The organism is Methylobacterium sp. UNCCL125, from assembly GCF_900116795.1.
GTDB lineage: Bacteria > Pseudomonadota > Alphaproteobacteria > Rhizobiales > Beijerinckiaceae > Methylobacterium > Methylobacterium fujisawaense.
Window position 1 is genome coordinate 1 of record NZ_FPBW01000044.1, and the last position, 22,392, is coordinate 22,392.

General features: G+C 72.7%; 20 protein-coding genes and 1 pseudogene. 15 read left to right on the top strand and 6 right to left on the bottom strand.

Annotation, left to right across the window (positions count from 1 at the left end; genetic code table 11):
* Positions 1-17: 17 nt before the first annotated feature.
* From BM396_RS29150 to BM396_RS29165, 4 genes are all read left to right on the top strand, one after another.
* Positions 18-443: a response regulator transcription factor gene (locus BM396_RS29150; protein WP_091995257.1), complete on the top strand. Its 426-nt coding sequence runs from the start codon at positions 18-20 to the stop codon at positions 441-443.
* Between the two features lie 372 nt (positions 444-815).
* Entirely contained in the window at positions 816-1,184 is a 369-nt protein-coding gene (locus BM396_RS29155) for an SPW repeat protein (protein WP_043387222.1), read from the top strand.
* 84 nt (positions 1,185-1,268) lie between these two features.
* Complete coding sequence (locus tag BM396_RS29160; protein WP_043354335.1) at positions 1,269-1,493, top strand: hypothetical protein; 225 nt, start codon at positions 1,269-1,271, stop codon at positions 1,491-1,493.
* A gap of 120 nt (positions 1,494-1,613) precedes the next feature.
* Complete coding sequence (locus BM396_RS29165; RefSeq protein ID WP_043354333.1) at positions 1,614-2,306, top strand: helix-turn-helix domain-containing protein; 693 nt, start codon at positions 1,614-1,616, stop codon at positions 2,304-2,306.
* 47 nt (positions 2,307-2,353) lie between these two features.
* Here BM396_RS29165 and BM396_RS29170 read toward each other — a convergent pair whose 3' ends face one another.
* From BM396_RS29170 to BM396_RS29185, 4 genes are all read right to left on the bottom strand, one after another.
* Positions 2,354-3,214: a universal stress protein gene (locus tag BM396_RS29170; protein ID WP_043387214.1), complete on the bottom strand. Its 861-nt coding sequence runs from the start codon at positions 3,212-3,214 to the stop codon at positions 2,354-2,356.
* 107 nt (positions 3,215-3,321) lie between these two features.
* Positions 3,322-3,636, bottom strand: coding sequence for a hypothetical protein (locus BM396_RS29175; RefSeq protein ID WP_043387212.1), 315 nt, complete (start codon positions 3,634-3,636; stop codon positions 3,322-3,324).
* A 55-nt stretch (positions 3,637-3,691) separates the two neighbouring features.
* Positions 3,692-6,388 carry a cation-translocating P-type ATPase gene (locus tag BM396_RS29180; RefSeq protein ID WP_043387210.1) on the bottom strand — a complete coding sequence of 899 codons (2,697 nt, stop codon included), beginning with the start codon at positions 6,386-6,388 and terminating at the stop codon, positions 3,692-3,694.
* Entirely contained in the window at positions 6,381-6,782 is a 402-nt protein-coding gene (locus tag BM396_RS29185) for a DUF6455 family protein (protein WP_043387209.1), read from the bottom strand. The genes BM396_RS29180 and BM396_RS29185 overlap by 8 nt, the downstream gene beginning before the upstream one ends.
* Positions 6,783-6,974: 192 nt before the next feature.
* On the opposite strand from BM396_RS29185, the pseudogene BM396_RS33750 reads away from it, so the two are divergent.
* From BM396_RS33750 to BM396_RS29230, 8 genes and pseudogenes are all read left to right on the top strand, one after another.
* Positions 6,975-7,088: pseudogene (locus BM396_RS33750) on the top strand (SPW repeat protein); the annotation flags it as partial.
* A gap of 265 nt (positions 7,089-7,353) precedes the next feature.
* Positions 7,354-9,012 (top strand): bifunctional aminoglycoside phosphotransferase/ATP-binding protein, encoded by a 1,659-nt coding sequence (locus BM396_RS29195; protein ID WP_081948759.1) that lies wholly within the window; start codon positions 7,354-7,356, stop codon positions 9,010-9,012.
* A gap of 73 nt (positions 9,013-9,085) precedes the next feature.
* A complete protein-coding gene (locus BM396_RS29200; protein ID WP_043387207.1) occupies positions 9,086-10,447 on the top strand; it encodes a S41 family peptidase in 1,362 nt (453 codons plus the stop codon).
* 39 nt (positions 10,448-10,486) lie between these two features.
* On the top strand, positions 10,487-13,090 hold the full coding sequence (gene mgtA / locus BM396_RS29205) for a magnesium-translocating P-type ATPase (RefSeq protein ID WP_043387204.1): 2,604 nt from the start codon (positions 10,487-10,489) through the stop codon (positions 13,088-13,090).
* A 90-nt stretch (positions 13,091-13,180) separates the two neighbouring features.
* Positions 13,181-13,528, top strand: a complete 348-nt coding sequence (locus tag BM396_RS29210; protein ID WP_043387202.1) for a DUF1476 domain-containing protein — start codon at positions 13,181-13,183, stop codon at positions 13,526-13,528.
* 72 nt (positions 13,529-13,600) lie between these two features.
* The gene (locus tag BM396_RS29215; RefSeq protein ID WP_043352676.1) at positions 13,601-14,251 is read left to right on the top strand and encodes a BON domain-containing protein; all 651 of its coding nucleotides are present in this window, start codon (positions 13,601-13,603) and stop codon (positions 14,249-14,251) included.
* 11 nt (positions 14,252-14,262) lie between these two features.
* On the top strand, positions 14,263-14,739 hold the full coding sequence (locus BM396_RS29220) for a hypothetical protein (RefSeq protein WP_081948758.1): 477 nt from the start codon (positions 14,263-14,265) through the stop codon (positions 14,737-14,739).
* A 656-nt stretch (positions 14,740-15,395) separates the two neighbouring features.
* A complete protein-coding gene (locus BM396_RS29230) occupies positions 15,396-16,109 on the top strand; it encodes a Crp/Fnr family transcriptional regulator (protein WP_158713301.1) in 714 nt (237 codons plus the stop codon).
* Between the two features lie 439 nt (positions 16,110-16,548).
* Here the strand turns inward: BM396_RS29230 and BM396_RS29235 are convergent, their stop codons facing one another.
* The gene (locus tag BM396_RS29235; RefSeq protein WP_043387196.1) at positions 16,549-19,095 is read right to left on the bottom strand and encodes a phosphoketolase family protein; all 2,547 of its coding nucleotides are present in this window, start codon (positions 19,093-19,095) and stop codon (positions 16,549-16,551) included.
* Positions 19,096-19,227: 132 nt separating this feature from the next.
* Here BM396_RS29235 and BM396_RS29240 point away from each other — a divergent pair, with 132 nt between their 5' ends.
* From BM396_RS29240 to BM396_RS29250, 3 genes are read left to right on the top strand one after another with little or no spacing between them, the layout of a single operon-like run.
* Complete coding sequence (locus tag BM396_RS29240) at positions 19,228-19,428, top strand: hypothetical protein (RefSeq protein WP_043387194.1); 201 nt, start codon at positions 19,228-19,230, stop codon at positions 19,426-19,428.
* Positions 19,429-19,453: 25 nt separating this feature from the next.
* The gene (locus BM396_RS29245) at positions 19,454-20,098 is read left to right on the top strand and encodes a BON domain-containing protein (RefSeq protein WP_043352669.1); all 645 of its coding nucleotides are present in this window, start codon (positions 19,454-19,456) and stop codon (positions 20,096-20,098) included.
* Positions 20,099-20,108: 10 nt separating this feature from the next.
* The gene (locus tag BM396_RS29250; RefSeq protein WP_043387193.1) at positions 20,109-21,092 is read left to right on the top strand and encodes a zinc-dependent alcohol dehydrogenase family protein; all 984 of its coding nucleotides are present in this window, start codon (positions 20,109-20,111) and stop codon (positions 21,090-21,092) included.
* A 117-nt stretch (positions 21,093-21,209) separates the two neighbouring features.
* On the opposite strand, the gene BM396_RS29255 is transcribed toward BM396_RS29250, so the two are convergent.
* Positions 21,210-22,205, bottom strand: a complete 996-nt coding sequence (locus BM396_RS29255) for an ABC transporter ATP-binding protein (RefSeq protein WP_043352660.1) — start codon at positions 22,203-22,205, stop codon at positions 21,210-21,212.
* Positions 22,206-22,392: the final 187 nt, after the last annotated feature.

Consider the following 22,392-nt stretch of genomic DNA (forward strand, 5'->3'; position numbering starts at 1 on the left):
AGCCGCCGATACACCTCATGCCTGCCCTGACCGACCTCATCTACGTGGTGGACGACGACGCGGCCGTCCTCCACTCCACCCGCTTCCTCCTGGAAAGCGAGGGCCTCCGGGTCGAGACCTTCGCGGACGGACCGGAACTGCTGGCCGCCTTCCCGGGGCCGAGCCCGGCCTTCGTCCTCCTCGACCACGTCCTGCCGGGGCTCGACGGCCTGGAAGTCTGCGCCAGGCTCCACGACCTCGATGCCCGCGTGCCCGTGGTCCTGATCACCGGACACCCCGACCCCGCCATCCGCGCCCGGGCCCGCGCCGCCGGGATCCCGCTGGTCGACAAGCCCCTCGCCTTCGACGCGCTCCTCGGACTCCTCGCCCCGGACGTCGCCCGAGACACCGCCCGAGACGCCGCCCCAGCGCCACGCCCCGCGCCCCTCCACCAGCCGGCCTGACCACACCCGGCGGAAACCAGACCGGCAAACCGGCGCGCGCCGGCGTGCCCGAGGCCGAGCCACTCTGGCCGAGGCGAGCGTGGCGTCCGCATGCGGCGGCGGACGATCCGAAGGGCTCTGAACGCTCCGTCACAGCGTACGGCCAAGCAAAAGGACCGGACCACGTCGCCCTTGTCTCCACGGCCCGACGATTTGCCAAGCTTATTCATGAACATTGTGGCGAAACCTACACAAAGATCTTGAGCTGGATCAATGTATCGCCGCACCAATACGGAGACCCTGAAAATCGGGAAGGCGGCAGGCCGTCTGCCGCTCGCGCTCCGGACGCCCGCTCGGTCCGGCCGCCGGGGCCCCTTCGTCAGGGGGAAGCCGATGAGAACCATCGAGAACCGAACCGAGGACATGATCCCGAACGCGCTCAACATCCTCCTCGGGATCACGCTCGTCCTCGCACCCTGGTATCTGGAGTTGAGCTACGATTCCGCCGCCGCACGCAACGCCTTTCTCAGCGGCGGCGCCATCACCGTCGTCGCGTTGCTGGCACTCGGCCGGACCTACGATTGGGAAGAGTACCTCAACCTCGCCCTCGGCCTATGGGCGGCCATGGCGCCGTGGGCACTGGGCTTCGCGGAGACCAGGGGCGCCATGGGGGTGCATGTCGGGGTCGGGCTCGCGGTGGCCGCCCTGGCCGCGTTCGAACTCCGGCGGCTCTACGTGTCGCCCCAGGCGCGCTCGGTCTGAGGCGGGCCGGGCGCCGGAACGGCCGCGGCAGCCCTGCGCCGCGCGCGGCCGCCTCCCTCACGGCATCGTTTCCAGGAGGCTGCCATGCCCCTCGACCCCGTCGCGCTCGCGGCCGCCGCGTCCTTCACGGTCGGCTGCGCGGGCATCCACGCCCTGCGCCGTCATGCCGACGTCCTCACGCTGGTTCTGGGCGTGCTGGCATACGGGCTCGCCACCCTGGTGGGCGCCCTCCTCGCGGGGCGCTCCGGCCTGCCCGGGCTCCCCGACCCGGTTCCCGCCTGGGCATTCGCGACGACCGCGGGCCTCTGAGCCCGACGCGCGGCACTACGTAATTGTCCGTAAGCAAGTTCGCTTAAGACACGAACCGGAATTTCATCGCTCCCCGAGGACGGCCAATCTCGCTCCCACGACGAGGTGAGGAGCGAAGCGATGAGCACCGACTACACCGCACGGACGTCCACGCAGATCCCGGCAGGCCATTCGGCGCCCTTCCCGAGCCTGGACGCGAGCGCCCTGTTCGCGGGCTGCCCCGAGGTGATCGGGACGCCGTTCTCCTACGCCCGCGAGGAGGAAGTCTACGGCGAGGGCGAGGAGGCCGAGTTCGTCTACAAGGTCGTCAGCGGCGCGGTGCGCACGCACAAGGTGCTGAGCGACGGCCGTCGTCAGATCACCGGCTTCCGCCTGCCCGGCGACCTGTTCGGGTTCGAGCAGGGCAAGATCCACCGCCACAGCGCCGAGGCGCTCACCGACACCAAGGTGCTGATCTTCAAACGGCGGCAGGTCGAGCGCGCCGCGACCGACCGGGCCGAGTTCGCCTGCCAGCTCTGGGACATGGCCACGAACGATCTGAGGCACGCCCAGGATCACATGCTGCTGCTCGGGCGCCGCTCGGCGGCGGAGCGCGTGGCAAGCTTCCTCATCGACGTGGACGCACGCCTGGGCGGCACCGGGACCTTCGCCCTTCCGATGACCCGGCGCGACATCGCCGATTTTCTCGGGCTGACCATCGAGACCGTGTCGCGCACCCTTTCGCAGCTGGAGGAGGACGGGGCCCTGCAACGCGTCGGCGGCCGCCAGGTCAGCCTGAGACGGGCCCGGCTCCACCGCATGATCGAGGACTGAGCGCGACGCCGCCCCGGCGGGTCGCGACGGATCGTGCTGCCGCGCCGTCAATGGGCGAGGAACAGCGGAAGGGGGCTGCGGGCCAGGAGCGACTGGGTCACGCCGCCGAAGAACCATTCCTTCAGGCGGGCGTGCCGGTAGGCGCCCATCACCAGCATGTCGGCGCGGAACAGGCCCGCCTGGGTCCTGAGCGTCTCCGCGACGTCGTCGACGACCGGCAGGACGTTCACCGACACGGTCACGCCGTGGCGCGCGAGGTGCGGTGCGAACTCGGCGCCGGCGACCGCGGCCGACAGGTCCTTCTCGCCGACGACGGACACGATCTCGACCGCCTCGGCGGCGCGCAGGAACGGCAGGGCATCGTTCGCCGCCCGCGCGGCCTGGGCGCTGCCGTCCCAGGCGACGACGATCCGACCGGCAGGCCAGGCCGAGCAGCCCGCAGGCACCACGATGAGCGGGCGACCGCTGCCGAACAGGAGTCCGTCGATCAGGTCGCGGTCGAGATCGACCTCCCGCGCCTCCGCGTCCAGGATGGTCAGGTCGGCCAGGCGCGCGCGGGCGGTGAGCCGGGCGATCAGATCCGGGTAGGCCAGCGCGGGCGCCTCGGTCGTACAGGTCACCCCCGCACGGGTGGCATCCCCGGCGGCGCGTTCGGCGACGGCCTGGGCAAGGACGCGCAGGCGCCGGTTCTCGTCCGCGACGAGGCCGTCGACGAACCCCAATCCCGCCCCGCCCACCATGGTGAGACGGCGGGCCGCGGACTGCACGGTGAGGTGGGCGCCCGCCGCGGCGGCGAGCGTGAGGCCATAGCCAAGCGCCGTTCCGGGCTCGTCGCCGCGGCCCTCCTCGGTGACGGCGACCAGGATGTCGCGCAAGGCGGCGAGGGGCGATGAGTACGGGAGGGACATGAGAGCTCCGGGCTGCCGATCGCCCGAGTCTCGACGGGTGCGGCCGCTCGACCTTGATCCAGCTCAACGCCGGACCGTCGGCGACCGCGCCGGATCACCCGATCCGGTCAGGGCTTCTTGCGGAAGCGGGACACGAACCGCTCCACCGCCCGCGCCATCGCTTCGAGCCGCGGCTTCAGCGCCGGGATGTCCTCGCTCAGGAGGGCGAAGCCGAGGGGCAGCATCCAGAGGCCGAGGATCGGCAGGAACGACAGCAAGCCGCCGCCGATCAGGGCGAGCGCCGCCGCCAACCGCGCCGGCCGCCGCGAGGGCTTTCTCAGCCACGTGACCGCATCGCGCAGGCGCCCGGGAAGGCGGCCGGTCAGCCGCTCCACCCGTGCATCCCAATCCGCTGCGGTCGGGTCCGTCGTGATCCTGCTCATGGACGACAGCTTACACGAAGGCGCGCGGGCCGTGGGCGCGGAGGTGCACCGGACCTCATGTCGGACGGCCGTCGCGCCCGGACGGCCGGCGGGCTCCTGCCGCCAGGGTGGCGAGTTGGACGACCAGGAGCGGTGCGAGGCTCACCGAGAGGACGAGCATCCAGCCGTTCCGATCGAGCGGGACGAGGCCCAGCAGGCGGCCGACCGGCGGGAGATAGGCCGGGCCGACGAGCAGCGCCGTGCACAGGAGCAGGGCGGCCCAGACCCAGGGATTCCGGGTGACCTCGTTGCGGAGGAGCGGCGCGCTGGAGGCGCGCATGTTGAACACCTGCCAGAGCTGCGCGAAGGCGAGTGTGAGGAACGTGACGGTCACGACCGAGGCCGGATCGAAGGCGAGCCAGAACGTGGCGGCGGCGCCGGCCGCGAAGGTCGCCGCCGTCATCGCGGCGGCGTGCAGGCCGATCCGTGTCCATTGCGCCCGCCCCAGAATGGGCTCCTTCGGATCCCGCGGCGGTCGCCGGAGGATGTCGTCCCGGCCTTCGCCGAGGGCCAGGGCGAAGGCCGGGAACACGTCGGTCACGACGTTCAGGTAGAGGATCTGCATCGGCAGGATCGGTAGCGGCAGCGTCGACACGACCGCGAGCCCGACGACCATCACCTCGCTCAGGTTGCAGGCCAGCAGATAGGTGACGAACCGGCGGATGTTGTCGAAGATGATCCGCCCCTCGCGGATCGCGCCGACGATGGTCGGGAAGGCATCGTCGAGGAGGATCATGGCGGCGGCCTCGCGCGCCACGTCCGTCCCCCGCCGGCCCATCGCGACGCCGATATCCGCCTGCCTCAGCGCCGGGGCGTCGTTGACGCCGTCGCCGGTCATGGCGACGACCTCGCCCTTCGCCTGGTAGGCGCGGACCAGCGCCAGCTTCTCGGCCGGGCTCACGCGGGCGAAGACCGCGACATCCTCCAGCCCGTCCGGCAGGCCGGCATCGGGGACGCCCTCCGCGATGCGGTCCCCCGGACCGGCGAGACCGACCGCGAGGGCGATGCTCCGGGCGGTTACGGCGTGATCGCCGGTGACCATCACCGCGCGGATGCCCGCGGCGCGGCAGGCCGCCATCGCCGCCGGCACGTCCTCCCGGGCCGGGTCCTCCAACCCGACCAGCCCGAGGAACGTGAGATCCTCGAAGGGCGGGCTTCCCGGGTCCGCGACCGTCCTCTCGGCGCAGGCGATGACCCGCAGGCCCCGTGCCCCCAGATCCTCGACGCGGCGTCGCCACAGGGTGCGGTCGCCCGCGTCGAGGGGACGATCATGCGCGCCGTCACCGGTGCGCCGCGAGGCGGCGAGCACGGCCTCCGGGGCGCCCTTGACCGCTACCCAGAAGCCCGGCCCCGCAGCATGGACGGTGGCCATCATGCGGACGGCCGCCTCGAAGGCGTGCTTTCCCACGAGAGGCCGGTCGCGCCCGAGGGCCGCGCGGTCGAAGCCGGCGGACCGCCCCGCCCGCAGGAGCGCCTGTTCCATCGGGTCGCCGCTGCCGTCTCCGGCGCCCGATCCGAGCGCGGCGTCGTTGCAGAGCACCGCAACGCGGAGCAGGCGTCCGGCTTCGATCGAGGGCCCTCCCTCGGCCAGGTCCCCCTGCCCGGAGGGCAGCGACAATTGCCGCACCGTCATCCGGTTCTCGGTGAGCGTCCCCGTCTTGTCGGTCAGGATGACCGTCGTGGCGCCGAGCGTCTCGACGGCCGACAGGCGCTCGATCAGCGCGTTCCTGCGGGCCATCCGCCACATGCCGCGCGCGAGCACCAGGGTCGCGACGATGGGCAGGCCTTCCGGAATGGCCGCGACCGACAGCGCGATGCTGGCCTCGGTCATGAGGCGGAGATCCTTGCCGGTTGCGATGCCGAGGCCGGCCAGGAGAACGGCCACCCCCAGGACCGCCCAGACCATCTGGCCGGACAGGCGGCCCAGGCGCCGTTCCAGGGGCGACCCCTCCGGGTCGGCCTGCGCGACGAGGCGCGACACCGCCCCGAGTTCGGTCGCCGCGCCGGTCGCGACCACGACACCCGCACCGCTCCCGCGGGTGACCAGCGTGCCCCGGAACAGCATCGACGCGCGCTCCGCGAGGCGTGCCTCCGCGGCGACCGGCTGTGCCGACTTGTCCACCGGCACGGATTCCCCCGTGAGGGTCGACTCGTCGGCGCCCAGGTTCGACGCCTCGACCAGCCGGATGTCGGCCGGGACCGCATCGCCGCCCTCGATCAGCACGATGTCGCCCGGGACGAGATCCTCGGCGGGCAGGACCCGGATGTGCCCGTCGCGGCGGACGCGGGCCGAGCGCGTCCCGAGCGACCGCAAGCCCTCGACGGATCGGACCGCCCGCAGCTCGGTGAAGAAGCCGAGGCCGGTATTGATGGCCAGCACCGCGATGACGGCGGCCGCCTCCTGCCAATCCCCGAAGTAGAGCGAGAGCCCGCCGGCCGCGGCGAGCAGGTAGACGACGGGGCTCGCGAGCTGGTGCAGGAGCAGGGACAGCCTGCCGGCCCTCTCGGTCGTGGCGATCACGTTCGCGCCGAACCGCGCGCGCCGTCGCCGGGCCTCCGCATCGGTCAGGCCCGCGGGCAGGGCGGTCTCGAAACGCCCTGGAACCTCCGCGACCGGCAGGGCATGGACGGGTTTCGTCCCCGCCGCCGGGCACCCGGTCGCGGCCGGCGGGCTGGGCCATTCGGGATCCTCGGCCGGATCCCGCTCAAGCATGGCGCAGCCGGTCGAGGCGCGCGGCGTTCGGGCAGAAGTCCGGGTAGGTGCGGGCCGCCGTTCCGGCCCGGAGCTCGCGTTCGCAGCGGCTCCGCGCGCCGCAGGCCCGGCAAGCGGCCTCGAGCGCCCGCATGGTCTCGGGCTCGCTCCGCCGAACGGCTTCGGGGTCGAGCTGCAGGCGTCGCATCAGGCTGACGACGCCCTGGAGTTTCGCGCCGGCTTCCGGCGACAGGCCCGCGGGCGCCGCGGCGTCGGCCTCCATCATCGTCTCCATCATCTCCTGGTCGATGTCCCGGATTTCCTGCGCCGCCTTCAGGAGGCAGCACCATCCGGTCATCGCGGCGGCGACGCCGAATGGATCGAAGGGGTCGGTCTTGTCGGCTGGTGCGGCCATCACAGACTCCTGAAAGTCCCTGCGTGCCCCACCGCGGCGGCGGCGCCCTTGATCCATCTCAAGGCCGATCCGGCGACATCGGCGCACATCTCGGTCGGCGGCGGCCCAGGGCCCGCCACACCCCGGGGACGAGGGGCGATGCGCACCATCGACAACCAGCCGGAAGACGTCTTCCTGGGGGGCTGGAACCTCATGCTGGGGGCGGGCCTGATCCTGGCGCCCTGGTACTTCGGCTTCCGATCCGAGGACATCGCGGCCTGGAACGCCTGGATCACCGGGGCGACGATCCTGGCCTTGGCGGCCCTGACGCTGATGCGCACCCGTGAGGGAGAAGTGTACGCCATCGGGGCGGCCGGTCTCTGGTCCTGCGCGGCCCCCTGGGCGCTGGGCTTCCAGGACGCCGCGGCCTGGGCTCACGTGGGCTTCGGCGTCGCCCTCCTCGTCTCGGCCGGCTCCTGGCTGTGGCGGCTGCGAGACCTGCCGCCTCCCAGAAATCGGCCCAGAAATCTGCTTGGCAAACCGCGCCGCCCGCGGCCCGCGCGACGCCCAGGGTCAGCGAGGATCGATCCGCATGTCGACCGGGGACCAGGACGCCGTCGCCGCGTTCCTGACGCAGGCCCTGTCGGGCATGGGACAGGTGGAGACCGTAACCACCCACATCTCCCGGCTCTTCCTGGCCGGCAGCCGCGTGTTCAAGCTCAAGCGCGCCGTCCGCTTCCCCTATCTCGACTTCTCGACCCCCGAGCGGCGCCTCGCCGCCTGCGAGGCCGAGGTCGTGCTCAACCGCCGCACGGCACCCGCGCTCTACCTCGGCGCCCGGCGGATCACGCGCGGACCGGACGGGGGCCTGGCCTTCGACGGGACCGGGAGCCTCGTCGACGCCGTGGTCGAGATGCGGCGGTTCCCGGAGGCGGACCTGTTCGACACCCTGGCGTGCGAGGGTCGCCTCGGACCGGACCATATCGCGGACCTTGCCCAGGTCATCGCCGCCTTCCATGCCGGCGCGGAGATTCACCGCGACAAGGGCGGGGCCGCCGCCCTGACGGCGCTCGTCGACTTGAACGCGGCGGCGCTCCGGGCGACGGGGCTCGCCTCGACCGGCGCGGTGGCGACGCTGACGGCGCGGTTCCGGGCGGTTCTGGCGCGGCATGCCCCCCTGCTCGACGCCCGCCGCGCCGCCGGCAAGGTCCGCCGCTGCCACGGCGACCTCACCTTGCGTAACATCTGCCTGTTCGAGGGCAAGCCGACGCCGTTCGACTGCATCGAGTTCAGCGAGACCATCGCGACGACCGACATCCTGTACGACCTCGCCTTCGTCCTCATGGACCTCTGGCACCGGTCGCGCTTCGACCTCGCCAACCTCCTGCTCAATCGCTACCTCGATGGGGCGGACGAGACCGACGGTCTCGGATTGCTGCCGGTCCTGATGGCGCTGCGCGCGGTGATCCGCGCCCACGTCACGGCGGCTCAAGCGGCGGACGGAACCGGCGCGGCCGCCGCCGCCAGGACCGCCGAGGCGCGCGCGTATCTCGCCCTCGGGGAAGACCTGCTGACCGACAGGCCGGCGGGCCTCCTGGCGGTCGGCGGCTTCAGCGGTTCCGGCAAGTCGAGCGTCGCGGCGGCGGCGGCCCCCTGGATCGGCGCGGCCCCGGGCGCCCGGATCCTGTCGAGCGATCGGATCCGCAAGCGCCTGCACGGGGTCGACGCCCTGACGCGGCTCCCGGCGGCGGCTTATGCCCAGACCGTGTCGCGGCGCGTCTACGCGATCCTGCGGCGGGACGCCGGGCGGGTCCTGGCCGCGGGCCATTGCGTCGTCGCCGATGCGGTCTTCGACCGACCGACGGAGCGGGCGCAGATCGAGGCCCTCGCCCGAGACCGGGGGGCCCGGTTCTGCGGCGTCTGGCTGGAGGCCCCGGCCCCATTGCTCGCGCGCCGCATCGACAGCCGCGCCGGCGACCCTTCGGATGCCACCGCGACGGTCCTGGCGGCCCAGGTCGCGCGGGGTCGCGGCGCCCTCGCGTGGCACGAGCTCCGCGCCGATCAGCCCGTGGACGCGTTGCGCGCGACGGTCCTGTCGCTCCTGGGGAGCGCCGGCGTGACGGGCTGGCCGGCGGCCCGGCCACCCGACGGGTCACCGGCGACCCCGACCCCGCCGGATCGGCCGGAGCGGGCAGCGAGCATTCCGACGACGATCGCCATCGCGCAGGGCCCGCCTCCGCACACGCGGTGACGTTGACGCACGTCAAGGCGAGGCCGGGCGCGGAGAGCCATCCTCACCGCGCGCGTGGACGTCGAACCGGGCGATGCCGTTCAAACCGATCGCAAGCAAGGCGGCACGCGACCGGTCGGCCCCCGGTCGCGGCGCCGCGTGCTGCCTCGCCGGGGCGGCCTGGCTCGCCGGCGCTGCCGGCGCGCTGCTCACGAGCCCCGCCGCACCCGACGTCGGCCTACGCCCGGACGGGTTCCAGGACTCGCCCTATCGGGACCTGCGGCTCTTCGGGGCCGCATTCCACGCCATCCGGTCACGGGCGGCCGACATGCGCGGCGACGGTCCGTTGATCGACGCGGCCATCGTCGGGATGCTCGCCGCGCTGGACCGGCATTCACACTACCTCACCGCGGCCGAGTTCCGCCGGCTCGATGAGCAGGATACGGGGAGCTATGCCGGCATCGGCGTGGTCGTCGACGCGGACGGGACGGTGCGGCGCACGCTTCCCGATGCCCCGGCCGCGCGCGCCGGCCTCACGCCCGGGACAATCATCCAGGAGATCGACGGCGTCGCCATCGGGCGCATCGCGCCCGACCAGGTCGCCGACCGCCTGCGCGGAGAGCCGGACTCGGCGGTGCGCGTGCGGGTCGTCCGGCCGGGCGAGCCTGCCCCGGCCGAGATGGTCCTGATCCGGGAGTGGCTGCCGCTGCATCCGGTGCGTCTGAAAGCCCTGGATACCGTCGCCTATCTCGGGCTCGACCACTTCGACGAATTCACGACCGGCCGGCTGCTCAGGGCGGTGGCGAACCTGAAGGCCGGCATCGGCCGTGACAGGCTCACGGGGTTCATCCTGGACCTGCGCGGCAATCCGGGGGGCCTCGTCGTGCAGGCCGTCGCGGTGGCCGGGGCCTTCCTCGGACGGGGCGAAATCGTGCGCCTGGTCGGCCGGGACCCCGGCAGCGTCGAGCGGTTCGCGCTGGACAGGACCGGTGCCGACGTGATCGACGGCCTTCCGCTGGTCGTGCTCGTCGACGGCGGGACCGCGTCCGCGGCCGAGATCGTCGCCGGCGCCCTTCAGGATCACCGGCGCGCGATTCTCATCGGGACGCGCACCTACGGCAAGGGGGCGGTCCAGACCACCTATGCCCACCGCGACGGGCGCGCGCTGCGCCTCACCACGGCCTGGTTCGTCACGCCCGCGGGCCGCCGGGTGGACGGCAACGGCATCGCACCCGACCGCGTGGTGACCCCGGACGGCATGGCGGCCGGGACGCAGGGCCGCCTATCGCCGGAGCCCGGTGCGGGCGGCGGCTCGCTGCAGGACGGCTTCGTCGCGGACGGCCTCATCGATCCGTCGCGGGACCGGCCGCTGACGGCGGCCGTGCAGCATCTGCTGGCCGTCAGCCAGAGCGGCGGCGGCTTGATCCACCGCAACGACCCCAGTCCCAACCGGTGATGTCGTGCCGCCGCGAGCGGGAGAGCGACGGGTCGACCCATGGAGATGACGGCGGTTCCGGCGCGCGCGCGCGACATCGCCACTCCGACGGAGCTGTCGTCGCCCGGGCCGAGCGGGGCGTTCTGGGTGCGCGGCCTCGAGACGCTCTGCGCCGAGCTCCGATGCGGGCTCGACGGGCTCGGCGCGGTCGACGCCACGCGACGGCTCGAACGCTACGGGCCGAACAGCGATGCCGGGACGCGGGCCGGCGGCGCCCTGCAGGCCGTGCTCCGCCGCCTGCTCGAACCGCTCGCCCTGATCCTGATCGCGGCCGGCCTCGTCTCGGTCGTGACCGGCGACGTGGTGGGAGGCGTCATCATCGTCGCCATCCTCGGCCTATCCATCGGCCTCGACACGGTGCAGGAGGGCCACGCCACACGGGCCGCCGAGGCCCTGCGCCACACGGTGGCGCTGAAGGCGGAGGTCAGGCGGGACGGCAGCTTCGTCACGGTCCCGGTGGAGCAGGTGGTTCCCGGCGACATCCTGCGCATGCGGGCCGGCGACATCGTCCCGGCCGATGCCCTCGTGATCGACGGCGACGCCTTCACGGTGGCCGAGGCCGCCCTGACCGGCGAGCCCTACCCGGTGGAGAAGCGGGCCGGGCCGGTGACGTCTCCAGAGCCGGCGGAGGCCTCGAACGCCGTGTTCCGCGGCGCCGTCGTGCGGACGGGCAAGGCAACCGCCCTCGTCGTCGCGACCGGCCCCGCCACGATGTTCGGCGCGGCGGCCTCGGTTCTGGCCGAGGCGCGGGCATCCTCGCCCTTCCAGCGCGACCTCCACGCCTTCGGGCTCATGGTCGCCCGGCTGACCCTGGCCCTGGTGCTCAGCGTCCTGGCCGCCCGCGTCGTGCTCGGCCGCCCCGTGCTCGACTCCCTCCTGTTCGCGGTCGCGCTCGCCGTCGGCCTCACCCCGGAACTGCTGCCGATGGTCACGACGGTGACGCTCTCGCGGGGCGCTCTGCGCATGGCGGCCCGCAAGGTCATCGTGAAGCGGCTCGCCGCGATCCACGACCTCGGCGCGATGACGGTGCTGTGCACCGACAAGACCGGGACGCTGACCTCGGCCGAGATCGCCCTGGGCCGCAGCCTCGATCCGGCGGGCCGCGAGGACGCGCGGCCGTCGCGGCTCGCGGCGGTCGCGGCCGATCTCGGCGGGGATCGCAGCTCGCTCGACGCGGCCCTCGTCGACCATCACCCGAACGCGGGCCGGGCGTGGGTCCTGGCCGGCCAGCGGGCCTTCGACTACGGGCGCCGCACCGGGTCGGTCCTCGCGCAGGGACCGGAGGGGCCGCTGCTGATCCTGAAGGGCGCACCGGAGGCGGTCCTGGCGCTGTGCACCGCGCGCCGCGCCGGCGAGGGGACGGAGCCGATGGGCCCGGAGGAACGCGGCGCGGCCCTCGGGCAGGTCCGGAGCCTGGCCGAGGAGGGGCTGCGCACCATCGCGGTCGCGTCGCGGCCCTGGTCGGGGCCCATGCGGCCGCCCGGAACCGCGGATGAGGCCGACCTCGTCTTCGAGGGCTTCTGCGCCTTCGCCGACCCGCCCAAACCGACGGCCGCCGCCGCCGTCACGCGGCTCGCGCGCGCCGGCGTGCGCCTGAAGATCCTGTCCGGCGACGACCCGGTGGTCGTGCGCCGCCTTGCCAGCCTCGTGGGGCTTCACACCACCACGGTCCTGTCCGGCTCCGAGGTCGCGGCCCTGAGCGATGCGGCGCTCGCGGTGCAGGCCCGCAAGGTGGACGCCTTCGGACGGCTCACCCCGGACCAGAAGGCGCGCATCGTGCGGGCGCTTCAGGCCAGGGGCGCGATCGTGGGCTTCCTGGGTGACGGTATCAACGACGCGCCGGGCCTCGCGCAGGCCGATATCGGCCTCTCCGTCGAGGGCGCGACCGGGGTCGCGCAGGCCGCGGCCGACATGATCCTGCTCGCCTCGGACCTCGCGGTCGTCGCCGACGGCGTCGAGGAGGGGCGGCGGACCTTCACCAACATCCTGAAGTACATCCGCATGGGCGCGAGCTCGAACTTCGGCAACATGCTCTCGATGGCGGTCGCGTCGGTGACGCTGCCGTTCCTCCCGATGCTGCCGACGCAGATCCTTCTCAACAACCTGCTCTACGACCTCTCGGAGGTCGGCATCCCCTTCGACCATGTGGCGCCGTCCGCGACCGCCCGGCCACAGGTCTGGGACATGGCGGCCATCCTCCGGTTCGCGGGCGTGATGGGCCCGCTCTCGTCGCTGTTCGACCTCCTGACCTTCGGCGCCCTGCTCTTCCTCTTCGGTGCCTCGGCGGAGGAATTCCGGACGGCCTGGTTCCTCGAATCCATGGCGACGCAGATCCTCGTGATCTTCGTCATCCGGACGAGCGGGCGCCCCTGGCGGGATCGTCCGAGCGCGGCGCTGGCGTGCTCCTCACTCGCCGCGCTGGCGGCCGCGCTGGCCCTTCCCTTCACGCCGGCAGGGCCTTGGTTCGGCTTCCAGGCCCCGCCCCTCCAGACGCTCCTCGGCATCGCGCTGATCACCCTCGCCTACCTCGCGGCGGTCGAGACCGTGAAGCCCTGGGCCGCCCGCCCGCCGCACCGCGCCCGCCATCGGCGCGCCGAACCTTGATCTGCCTCAAGGCCGGCGGCGCCGGCCGGTTGAAGGATGGCCGAACCGCAGCCGGCGCGGTCCGGCACCGCTCACGGGATGGAAGCTTCCATGACCACGACGTTCGACGAGCGCGAGCGAGCCGCCGAACGCCGCTTCGTCCAGGAGGAAGAGGCGCGGTTCCACGCCCGCAACCGGCGCAACCGGCTCCTGGCCGCCTGGGCCTCCGAGCGGATGAACCTGACCGGCCAGGCGGCGGAAGACTACGTCACCGCAATCACGGAGTACGCCGTCGTGACCGAGGACGAAGCGCTGATCGACAGGCTTCGGTCCGATCTCGGGGCGGCCGGCATCGACGCGACGATCCCCCGCCTGCGCACGGAGCTGGAGCGGTGCGCCGCGCTCGCCCAGGCCGAGCGGCGCGTCGGCGTCGCGCTGAATCGAGGCTCCTCCGTCTAGGCCGCGCCGCAGCGCCGAGGAGCCCCCGCGCCAGCCAGAACGATCGGGAGACACGCCATGAGGAAGGACCCCATGACCGATAAGGACCTGCGCCGGGCGGTGCTCGACGAACTCGACTTCGACCCGAGCCTGGACGCCGGGGATATCGGCGTCGCCGTCTCCGAAGGGGTGGTGACGCTCACCGGCCATGTCGGCAGCTACGCCGAGAAGGTGGAGGCGGAGCGCGCCGTGCGCCGCGTCCGGGGCGTGCGCGCCATCGCGCAGGAGATCGCGGTCCGCTACGCCGACGAGAAGAAGGTGGCCGACGACCAGATCGCCGCCCGGGCGCTCGCGATCATCGACTGGTCGGTGCATCTGCCGAAGGACGCCATCCAGGTGAAGGTGGCCGGCGGCTGGGTCACGCTGACCGGCACGGTGGACTGGCAGTACCAAGTGGCGGGCGCCGAGGCGGCCGTCCGGAAGCTCACCGGCGTGCACGGCGTGACCAACCTCATCGAAATCCGGCGGCAGGTGCCGCCGGCGGCGGTCAAGGACAAGATCCTGGAGGCGTTCCGGCGGGGCGCCCTGTTCGAGGCGGAGGGGATCAAGGTCACCGTCACGGGGGACAAGGTGACCCTGGAAGGGGCGGTGACGGCCTGGGCCGAGCGCGATGCGGCCGAGCGCGCCGCGTGGTCGGTGCCGGGCGTGCGCGCCGTCGAGGACCGCATCGTGGCCCTGAGCTGAGGAGGACCGCCATGTCCGGCGAATCGCACGCGCTCGACGCCGCCCCGCTCCAGGGTGGACGACCTCCGGGGAAACCCGATGCCCGGCCCGGACTGTCTCGCGTGACGCTGACGCTGGCGCGCTGCCCGGAGCATCCGGACGGCAGCACCGGACGGGGCTACGAGATCGTGGCGCCCCTCACGCCAGACGGGCACCTCGACCCGGCGCTCTGGCGCGAGACCCGCGACCGGTGCCGCGTCCGCCGCTTCTGGATCGGCGAGCCGGACCGGCACGGCCGCCTGGTGCACCGGGCCGGTGGCGAGGGCGGCGCGACTTGGCTGATCGACTACGAGGACTGGACGAACGAGGATGACGAGGCCGGCTACCATCTGGGTACCCACGTCTTCGTCGAAGGCGAGTACGTCTCGATCCGGGATGCCGGCGGCGCGGTCTACCGCACGTTCAAGGTCGCCCGCCTCACCCATCCGGACGGCGGGGACGGATCATGACGGGCGGGGGCGCGGACTGTCCCGTCTTGCCCCTGTGCCCGCCTCCGTGCCCGCCTCCGTCGGAGTTCGGGCCCGCCGAGAGCACCCTTCTGACGCTGGGGCGCACCTTCTGGCGCGATCTGTCTCTCGCCCGGGTCGGCGCGGTCGACCGTCTCCTGTACCGATGGGTGCGGCCGGCCGACATCGCAGCCCGTTCCGTCGGTTCGACGGAGGGGCGCGACGGCCGCGATGGCGGGGTCGGGATGGGGGGTGTGCGCGCGTGAGCGCGATGGAGCGTACAGCCCCCCGCCGTCCCTCAGGGTGCGGCGATGATCTCCGGGGGCCGCCGGGCGGCAGGCGGTGCATCGTGCCGCGATGCCGGATGGCGTGGAGGCTTCGAACCGGGCGCCTTTGATCCACCGCAAGGCACGACCGCGGCGCGGCGCCGACCTGTTTCCATCCAGTGAGACTGGGGGCGCATGATGTCGATAGCCGAAGGGAAGACGCGCTCAAAGCTGAGCCACGAAGCGATCACCGCCCAGGGACGCGAGGCGGCGCAATCCCCCCCTGGCCCGACACTCCCCCCGACACTCCCCCTGGCACGCGCCCGGGACGCGCAGACGGGCCGGCGGAAGTTCGCCCGCGACCCCACGCGCCCGTCGGGCGTGGATTGGACCTTGACCATCCGGCGCAGGCTGGATCGGTCCGGCGGCGTCTGGGCCGCGGAGATCGATGCCCTCGCCGCATCCGTATCCCGGGTCGTGAACGTCGAGGCGGACACGGACATCGTGCGCGAGGGCGACACGCCGACCGAATGCCGCCTTCTGCTGGAGGGTTGGACGTGCCGGTACGTCCCCTTGAAGGACGGCAGGCCGCAGATTCTCGGCCTGCAACTCGCCGGCGACGCCCTGGACCTGCAGGGCCTTCTGCGGGGCGAGATGGATCATGTCATCGCCACGCTCACCCCATGCCGCATCGGCATCATTCCGCACGGCGTCCTGCACGGGCTCGTCGAGCGGCATCCCGGCATCGGCCGTCTGATTCAGGTCGAAACCGCCACCGAGGCGGCCATAACCCGCCGCTGGCTCCTGAATGCGGGGCACCGTCAAGCCTATGCGGGGATGGCGCACCTGATCTGCGAACTCTTCACCCGGGCCGCGGTGGCCGGCATGACCGAGGCCTTCCGATTTCCGATGCCCCTGACGCAGACGGAACTCGGCAGCGCCCTGGGCCTCACATCGGTCCACGCGAACCGAACCATGAAGAGGCTCCAGCAGGCCGGGCTCGTGTCCAAGCGATGCCGATGGATGACCATCGAGGACTGGGACGGTCTCCGGAAGGTCGCCGAATTCGACCCTGCCTACCTGAACCTGGATTTCCCGCCCCCCTGACCCGGGGTGGACACGGCCCGGGTTCGGCTCCCCCCGGATCCGGGTTTGGAGCGGTCCTCGCGGAAGGACTCATCCGCGATTGCGTCCAGCCCGGGGGATGGCACGGCCCCGAAGACGGCCCGAAGACGCCTCGCGCGGCACGCGTGCATCGGGATGCCCTCTGCGGCCTGCGCGCTTCGGGCCGTCGCGCGCCCCCGAAGGTCGGGCACCGATACCGCGATCGCGCGCGCCTCGATCGCGGGCAGGATGGGACGCCAGGGGTAGGGGTTCGTCCAGCGCGCCCAGCACCGGCGCGTCGAGGCCTCCGATCGGGAGCGCCGGCTCATGACCGGTGTCGGCGACCGCGGGCGCGCCACGCCGGGTCGTCGGCACCCGGCCGGGACAGGGCGCGGCGCAGGCTGGAGGCGCCGGCGTCGAGGACGCGGATCATCGCCCGGCCTCAGGTGACGACCGTCCAGTCGTCCAGGGTTTCGCCCGGGCGAGGCTCTTCCCCCGTGGTCGGACCGCACTGCATGATGTCGCCGTCGATCCGCCGACGGTCCGGATGCGGATGCGCATGCCGGTCCGGCCAGACCCAATCCCGCACCTCCGGCAGGTCGTCGCCGGTGCGACGGACATACGCGTGATGGGCCGCCAAGGCATCCCGCAGCGCCTGCTCGGCATGCTCGGCGCATGCCCCGAGATGGGGGACCGTCTGCAGCGCGGCGAGCGCGAGGTGGAAGCGGTCGAGGCGGTTCAGCACGCACATGTCGAAGGGCGTCGTGGTCGTGCCCTCCTCGATGAAGCCGTGGACGTGGAAGTTGCCATGGTTCGTCCGCTTGTAGGTCAGCCGATGGATGAGCCACGGATAGCCGTGATAGGCGAACACCACGGGCCGATCGGAGGTGAACAGGCTGTCGAAGGTTGCGTCGTCGAGCCCGTGGGGGTGCGTCTCGGGCGCAGGCAGCGTCATCAGGTCGACGACGTTCACCACCCGGACCTTGAGCGCGGGGACATGTCGGCGCAGCCAATCCACCGCGGCGAGCGTCTCCTGGGTCGGCACGTCGCCCGCGCAGGCCATCACCACATCCGGCTCCCCCGCACCCTCGTTGGAGGCCCAGTCCCAGATGTCGACGCCGGCCGCGCAATGGCGGACGGCCTCGTCCAGACTCAACCACTGCAGGGCCGGCTGCTTGCCGGCCACGACGACGTTGATGCGGTCGTAGGTGCGCAGGCAATGGTCCATGACGCAGAGCAGGGTGTTCGCGTCCGGCGGCAGGTAGATGCGGGCCGTGTCGCCCCGCTTGTTGGCCACGAAGTCGATGAAGCCGGGGTCCTGGTGGCTGAAGCCGTTGTGGTCCTGCCGCCAGACATGGGACGAGAGAAGGATGTTAAGGGACGGCACCGGCCGGCGCCAGGGCAGGTCGCGCGCGGATTTCAGCCACTTGGCGTGCTGGTTCACCATCGAATCGACCACGTGCGCGAAGGCCTCGTAAGTCGCGAACAGGCCGTGCCGCCCGGTCAGCACGTAGCCCTCCAGCCAGCCCTCGCAGAGGTGCTCGCTCAGCACCTCCATGACGCGGCCGTCGCGGGCGAGGTTCTCGTCGCCCGGCAGGATCGCCTCCTGCCAGGCGCGGCTCGTCACCGCGAAGACCGCGTCGAGGCGGTTCGAGGCGGTCTCGTCCGGCCCCATGATGCGGAAGTTGCGCGTCGGCGCGTTCAGGGTCAGCACCTCCCGAAGGTAGGTCCCGAGCGCGCGGGTGGCCTCGGCCCTGGTGCGGCCGGGCTCCGGCACCGCGACGGCCGCCACGCTCAGGTCGGGTAGGCGCAGGGGCGCGCTCTTGTGCGCGTTGGCGTGCGGATTGGCCGAGATGCGCCGCGCCCCCTTCGGCGGCAGCGCGGCGAGTTCGGGGACGAGGGCGCCGTCCTCCGCGAACAGCTCCTCCGGACGATAGGAGCGCATCCAGGCTTCGAGGATCGCCCGGTGCTCCGCGTTCTCCCGGACGGCGGCGACCGGCACCTGGTGCGCGCGCCATGTGCCCTCGACGGGCTTGCCGTCCACGCAATGCGGCCCCGTCCAGCCCTTGGGGCTGCGCAGCACGATCATGGGCCAGCGGGGCCGCTCGACGGCGCCGCGTCCGGCGCGCGCCCGGATCTCCGCGATGGTGTCGAAGGCGGCATCGAGGGCCGTGGCCATGGCCTGGTGCATCGGGGCCGGGTCGTCGCCCTCGACGAAGACCGGCGCGTAGCCGTAGCCGACGAGAAGGCTGCGCAGCTCGTCCGCGGGCATGCGGGCGAGGACCGTCGGGCTGGCGATCTTGTAGCCGTTGAGGTGCAGGATCGGCAGGACCGTGCCGTCGGAGCGCGGGTCGAGGAACTTGTTCGCGTGCCAGGCGGCGGCGAGCGGCCCGGTCTCGGCCTCGCCGTCCCCGACGATGCAGGCGACGGTCAGGCCCGGATTGTCGAGGGCTGCCCCGAACGCATGCGCCAGAGAGTAGCCGAGTTCGCCGCCCTCGTGGATCGAGCCCGGCAGCTCGGGCGAGGCGTGGCTCGGGATGCCGCCGGGGAACGAGAACTGCCGGAACAGGCGGCCCATCCCGACCGCGTCCCGGGCCACGTCCGGGTAGATTTCGCTGTAGGTGCCCTCCAGGTAGGCGTTGGCCACGAGACCCGGCGCACCGTGGCCCGGTCCCCAAACGGCGATCATGTCGAGGTCGCGCTGCCGGATGATCCGGTTCAGATGCGCGTAGATGAAGTTGAGGCCGGGCGTCGTCCCCCAGTGGCCGAGGAGCCGCGGCTTGACGTGCTCCGCCTTGAGCGGCTCGCGCAGGAGCGGGTTGGCCATGAGGTAGATCTGCCCGACCGACAGGTAGTTGGCGGCGCGCCAGTAGGCGTCGATCGTCCCGAGGCCATCGGGTCCGAGCGGCCCGGGCACGAAGGCCAGGCCGTGTCCGTCGTCCCGGCCTTCGCCGTCGCGGCGCTCCTTCGAGCCGTGCCTCGCGTCCATGTCGGCCTCCCGGCGGATCCGTAACCCGGGGCGGACCCTGCCGGGGGCCGGGCCCGGCGGCGTTGAGGTGGATCAAGGCCCTCCCCGGGCAGGACGGCAAGATGGCCCCGTCAGCCAAGACGGGAGCGAACGATGACCCTGGTGCTTCGATCCACCCACATCCGGACGGTGCGCCGCGTATGGATGCCGCTCAGGCTCGAGCCGCGGAACGACGCGGGCCGGCGCGTCGTGACGGATGGCTACCACTACGGGCGCATCGGCAGTCTGCAGGCCCTGGCCCTGGCCATCGCGGCCTCGGCGGTGACGACTGTGCTGCTCTGGCTGGTCCTCTGAACCGAGCGACGCGGGGAGACGGGTGATGGACGACAAGACCGTGCACCAGCATGTGCTCGACGAGCTGGAATACGCTCCGATGATCGACGCGGCGCAGATCGGCGTCACCGTCGAGAACGGCATCGTGACCCTGACGGGGCATGTCCGCAACTACGCCGAGAAGGGCATCGCCGAGCGCGTCGTGCTGCGGGTCCGCGGCGTGCGGGGCGTGGTGGAGCGGATCGAGGTCCGTTATCCGAACTGCCCCATCGTCGGCGACGAGGCCCTGGCCGAGCGCTGCGCCCGGGTGCTCGCATGGGACGTGCAGATCCCCGAGAACGCGGTCACGCTCAAGGTCGAGAAGGGCTGCGTCACGCTCGACGGCTGTGTCCCGTTCTATCACCAGAAGGCAGCCGTCGATCAGGCGCTGCGGCGCCTGGCCGGCGTCACCGACATCGTCAATCTCATCGCGGTGAAGCCGCTGGCGCAGGCCACCGAGGTGAAGTCCCGCATCCTCGCGGCCCTGAGACGGAGCGCGCGGGATCCGGATACGATCCGCGTGCACGTGGACGGCGACAAGGTCACCCTCGACGGGTGCGTCGATGTCTGGAGCGAGCGCGAGATCGCCGAGCGGGCCGCGTGGTCGGCGCCCGGCGTCCGCGCCGTCGAGGATCGCCTGACCCTCGCGTGAGGCCGGTCCGATGCTGGCCATGGTCCTGCGGGAGATCGGCGCGGCCCTCGTACCGGAGGAGCGTCCGGACCCGGACCCCGGGCCGGGCGAGGTGCGCATCCGGGTCGAGGCCTGCGCGGTCTGCCGAACCGACATCCACGTCATCGACGGCGACCTGCCCCAGGCCGTCTACCCCATCGTGCCGGGACACGAGGTCGTCGGGCGCGTCGAGGCGGTCGGCGCGGGCGTGACGGCGCCGCGACCGGGCATGCGGGTCGGCGTACCTTGGCTCGGGCATGCCTGCGGGCACTGCGCCTACTGCGAGACGGGGCGCGAGAACCTCTGCGACGCCCCCGGCTTCACCGGCTGCACCCGCGACGGCGGCTTCGCGAGCCATCTCCTGGCCGAGGCCGCCTTCACCATCCCGCTCGACGCGCGCCTGGACCCGGTCGCGACGGCGCCCCTTCTGTGCGCCGGGCTGATCGGCTGGCGCACGCTGCGGATGGCCGGCGATGCCGGAACGGTCGGTCTCTACGGGTTCGGGGCGGCCGCCCACATCGTCGCCCAGATCTGCCGCTGGCAGGGGCGGCGCGTGTTCGCGCTGACCCGGCCGGGCGACCGGGACGCCCAGGACTTCGCGCGCACGCTGGGGGCCGCGTGGGCCGGCGGGTCGGACGAGGCGCCGCCCGAGCCGATGGACGCGGCCCTGATCTTCGCCCCGGACGGGAACCTCGTCCCGCGGGCCCTCGGCGCCCTGCGCAAGGGGGGCCGCGTGGTCTGCGGCGGCATCCACATGAGCGACATCCCGGCCTTCCCCTACGACCGGCTCTGGGGCGAGCGCTCCGTGCATTCGGTGGCGAACCTCACGCGCGAGGACGCCCGCACCTTCTTCGCCGTCGTGCCGCAAGCCGGCCTCGTCACGCACACCCGCACCTACGCGCTGACCCGCGCCAACGAGGCCGTGGCGGATCACCGGTCCGGCGCCCTCCGGGGCGCGGCGGTCCTCGTGCCCTGATCCCACGTCCCGGGCGCGAGGCCGTCCGGGTGGGGCACCGGGTCGAGGCGGTTTCGGGCGATCGGCGGGCGCGATCTGGCCCGGCCGGGCGTCGGGGCCCCCGGCCGGAGCGCCGCCTCAGGCGCCCTGCCGCGGGAGCGTGTCGAGGGCCTGCCGGAGCAGGGCGTACTTTGCCAGCGTGACGCGCCACTCCCGGAACCAGTCGATCAGGCCGCCCCACGGATCGTTGAGCTGCCTCAGGCCCGCGACGAAGGCCACGACGGTCCCGAGATCCGTCTCGCCGTTCACCACGAGGTAGCCGCCCAGCCCCAGGGTCAGCGCCACCCCGGCATGGTGCATCAGGTTCATGAGGAAGTTCATCGAGAACTTCAGCTTGAAGATGCCCATGTTGAGCCGGAACACCCGCTCGATGCGCGCGTCCTGAAGTCCCGTGGCCTCGTGTCGGTGCCGGCCGATGATGCCGCCGCTGATGCGGCGCAAGGCGCCCGTCCGCGCGACCACGCGGCGGTTGATCGCCTGCTGCATCAGCGGCACGAAGACCATCTGCGGTACGAACACCGCCAGTGCCAGGGCCGCCATCAGCGGGTTGAGGTACAGCATGTACCCGAACGTCCCCAGCACGATGCCGCCCTCCAGGACCGGTTCCGAGACGCTCACGCCGACGAAGGCGCCGACCGGCTCCGCCTCCGCCAGGACGAGGGAGACCTCCACGCCCTCGACCGCCGCACGGTCGCCCGGGGCGAGGGTGCCGAGGTCCTGCAGCAGCGTCCTGCGGAGCCGGCGGACCGCGCTCTCGCTGACGTAGCTGCGGTATATGTTGAGCGCGAGCTTGAGGGCCCCCATCGCCGTGGCAGCCGCGATGTACAGGGCCGCGAGCAGGAGGATGGTTCGGGCGCTCCCGCCGGGAAGGGCCGCGTTGACGACCCGCCGCTGCAGCTCGAGGGGCGCCAGATCCGCCACGAAGAGGGCCGTCGCCATCGCCACCAGGGCCAGCTGATGGGCGCCGCTCGCGCTCGCGATGAAGGCCGGGAGGGTCCGCGGCGTCGCCAGCCCGTCGCGGGAGGGCCCGAAACCGGGCAGGCCTGAAGCCAGGATCGCGGAAGCGGACGGCATGAGACCTCCATCCGCAACCTCATGTCCCCATCCGGCGGGACCGGGCATTGCGATCGGTCAATCGTCCCGGACATCGCGCCCACCGCGCGGCGGGACACGCGCCCTCGCGGCTTGCGGCGGCCCCGGTGCGGTTGAGCTGGATCAAGGCCCCGGCCACCCGCACGGGCAACAGTCGCCGGGCCGGGCG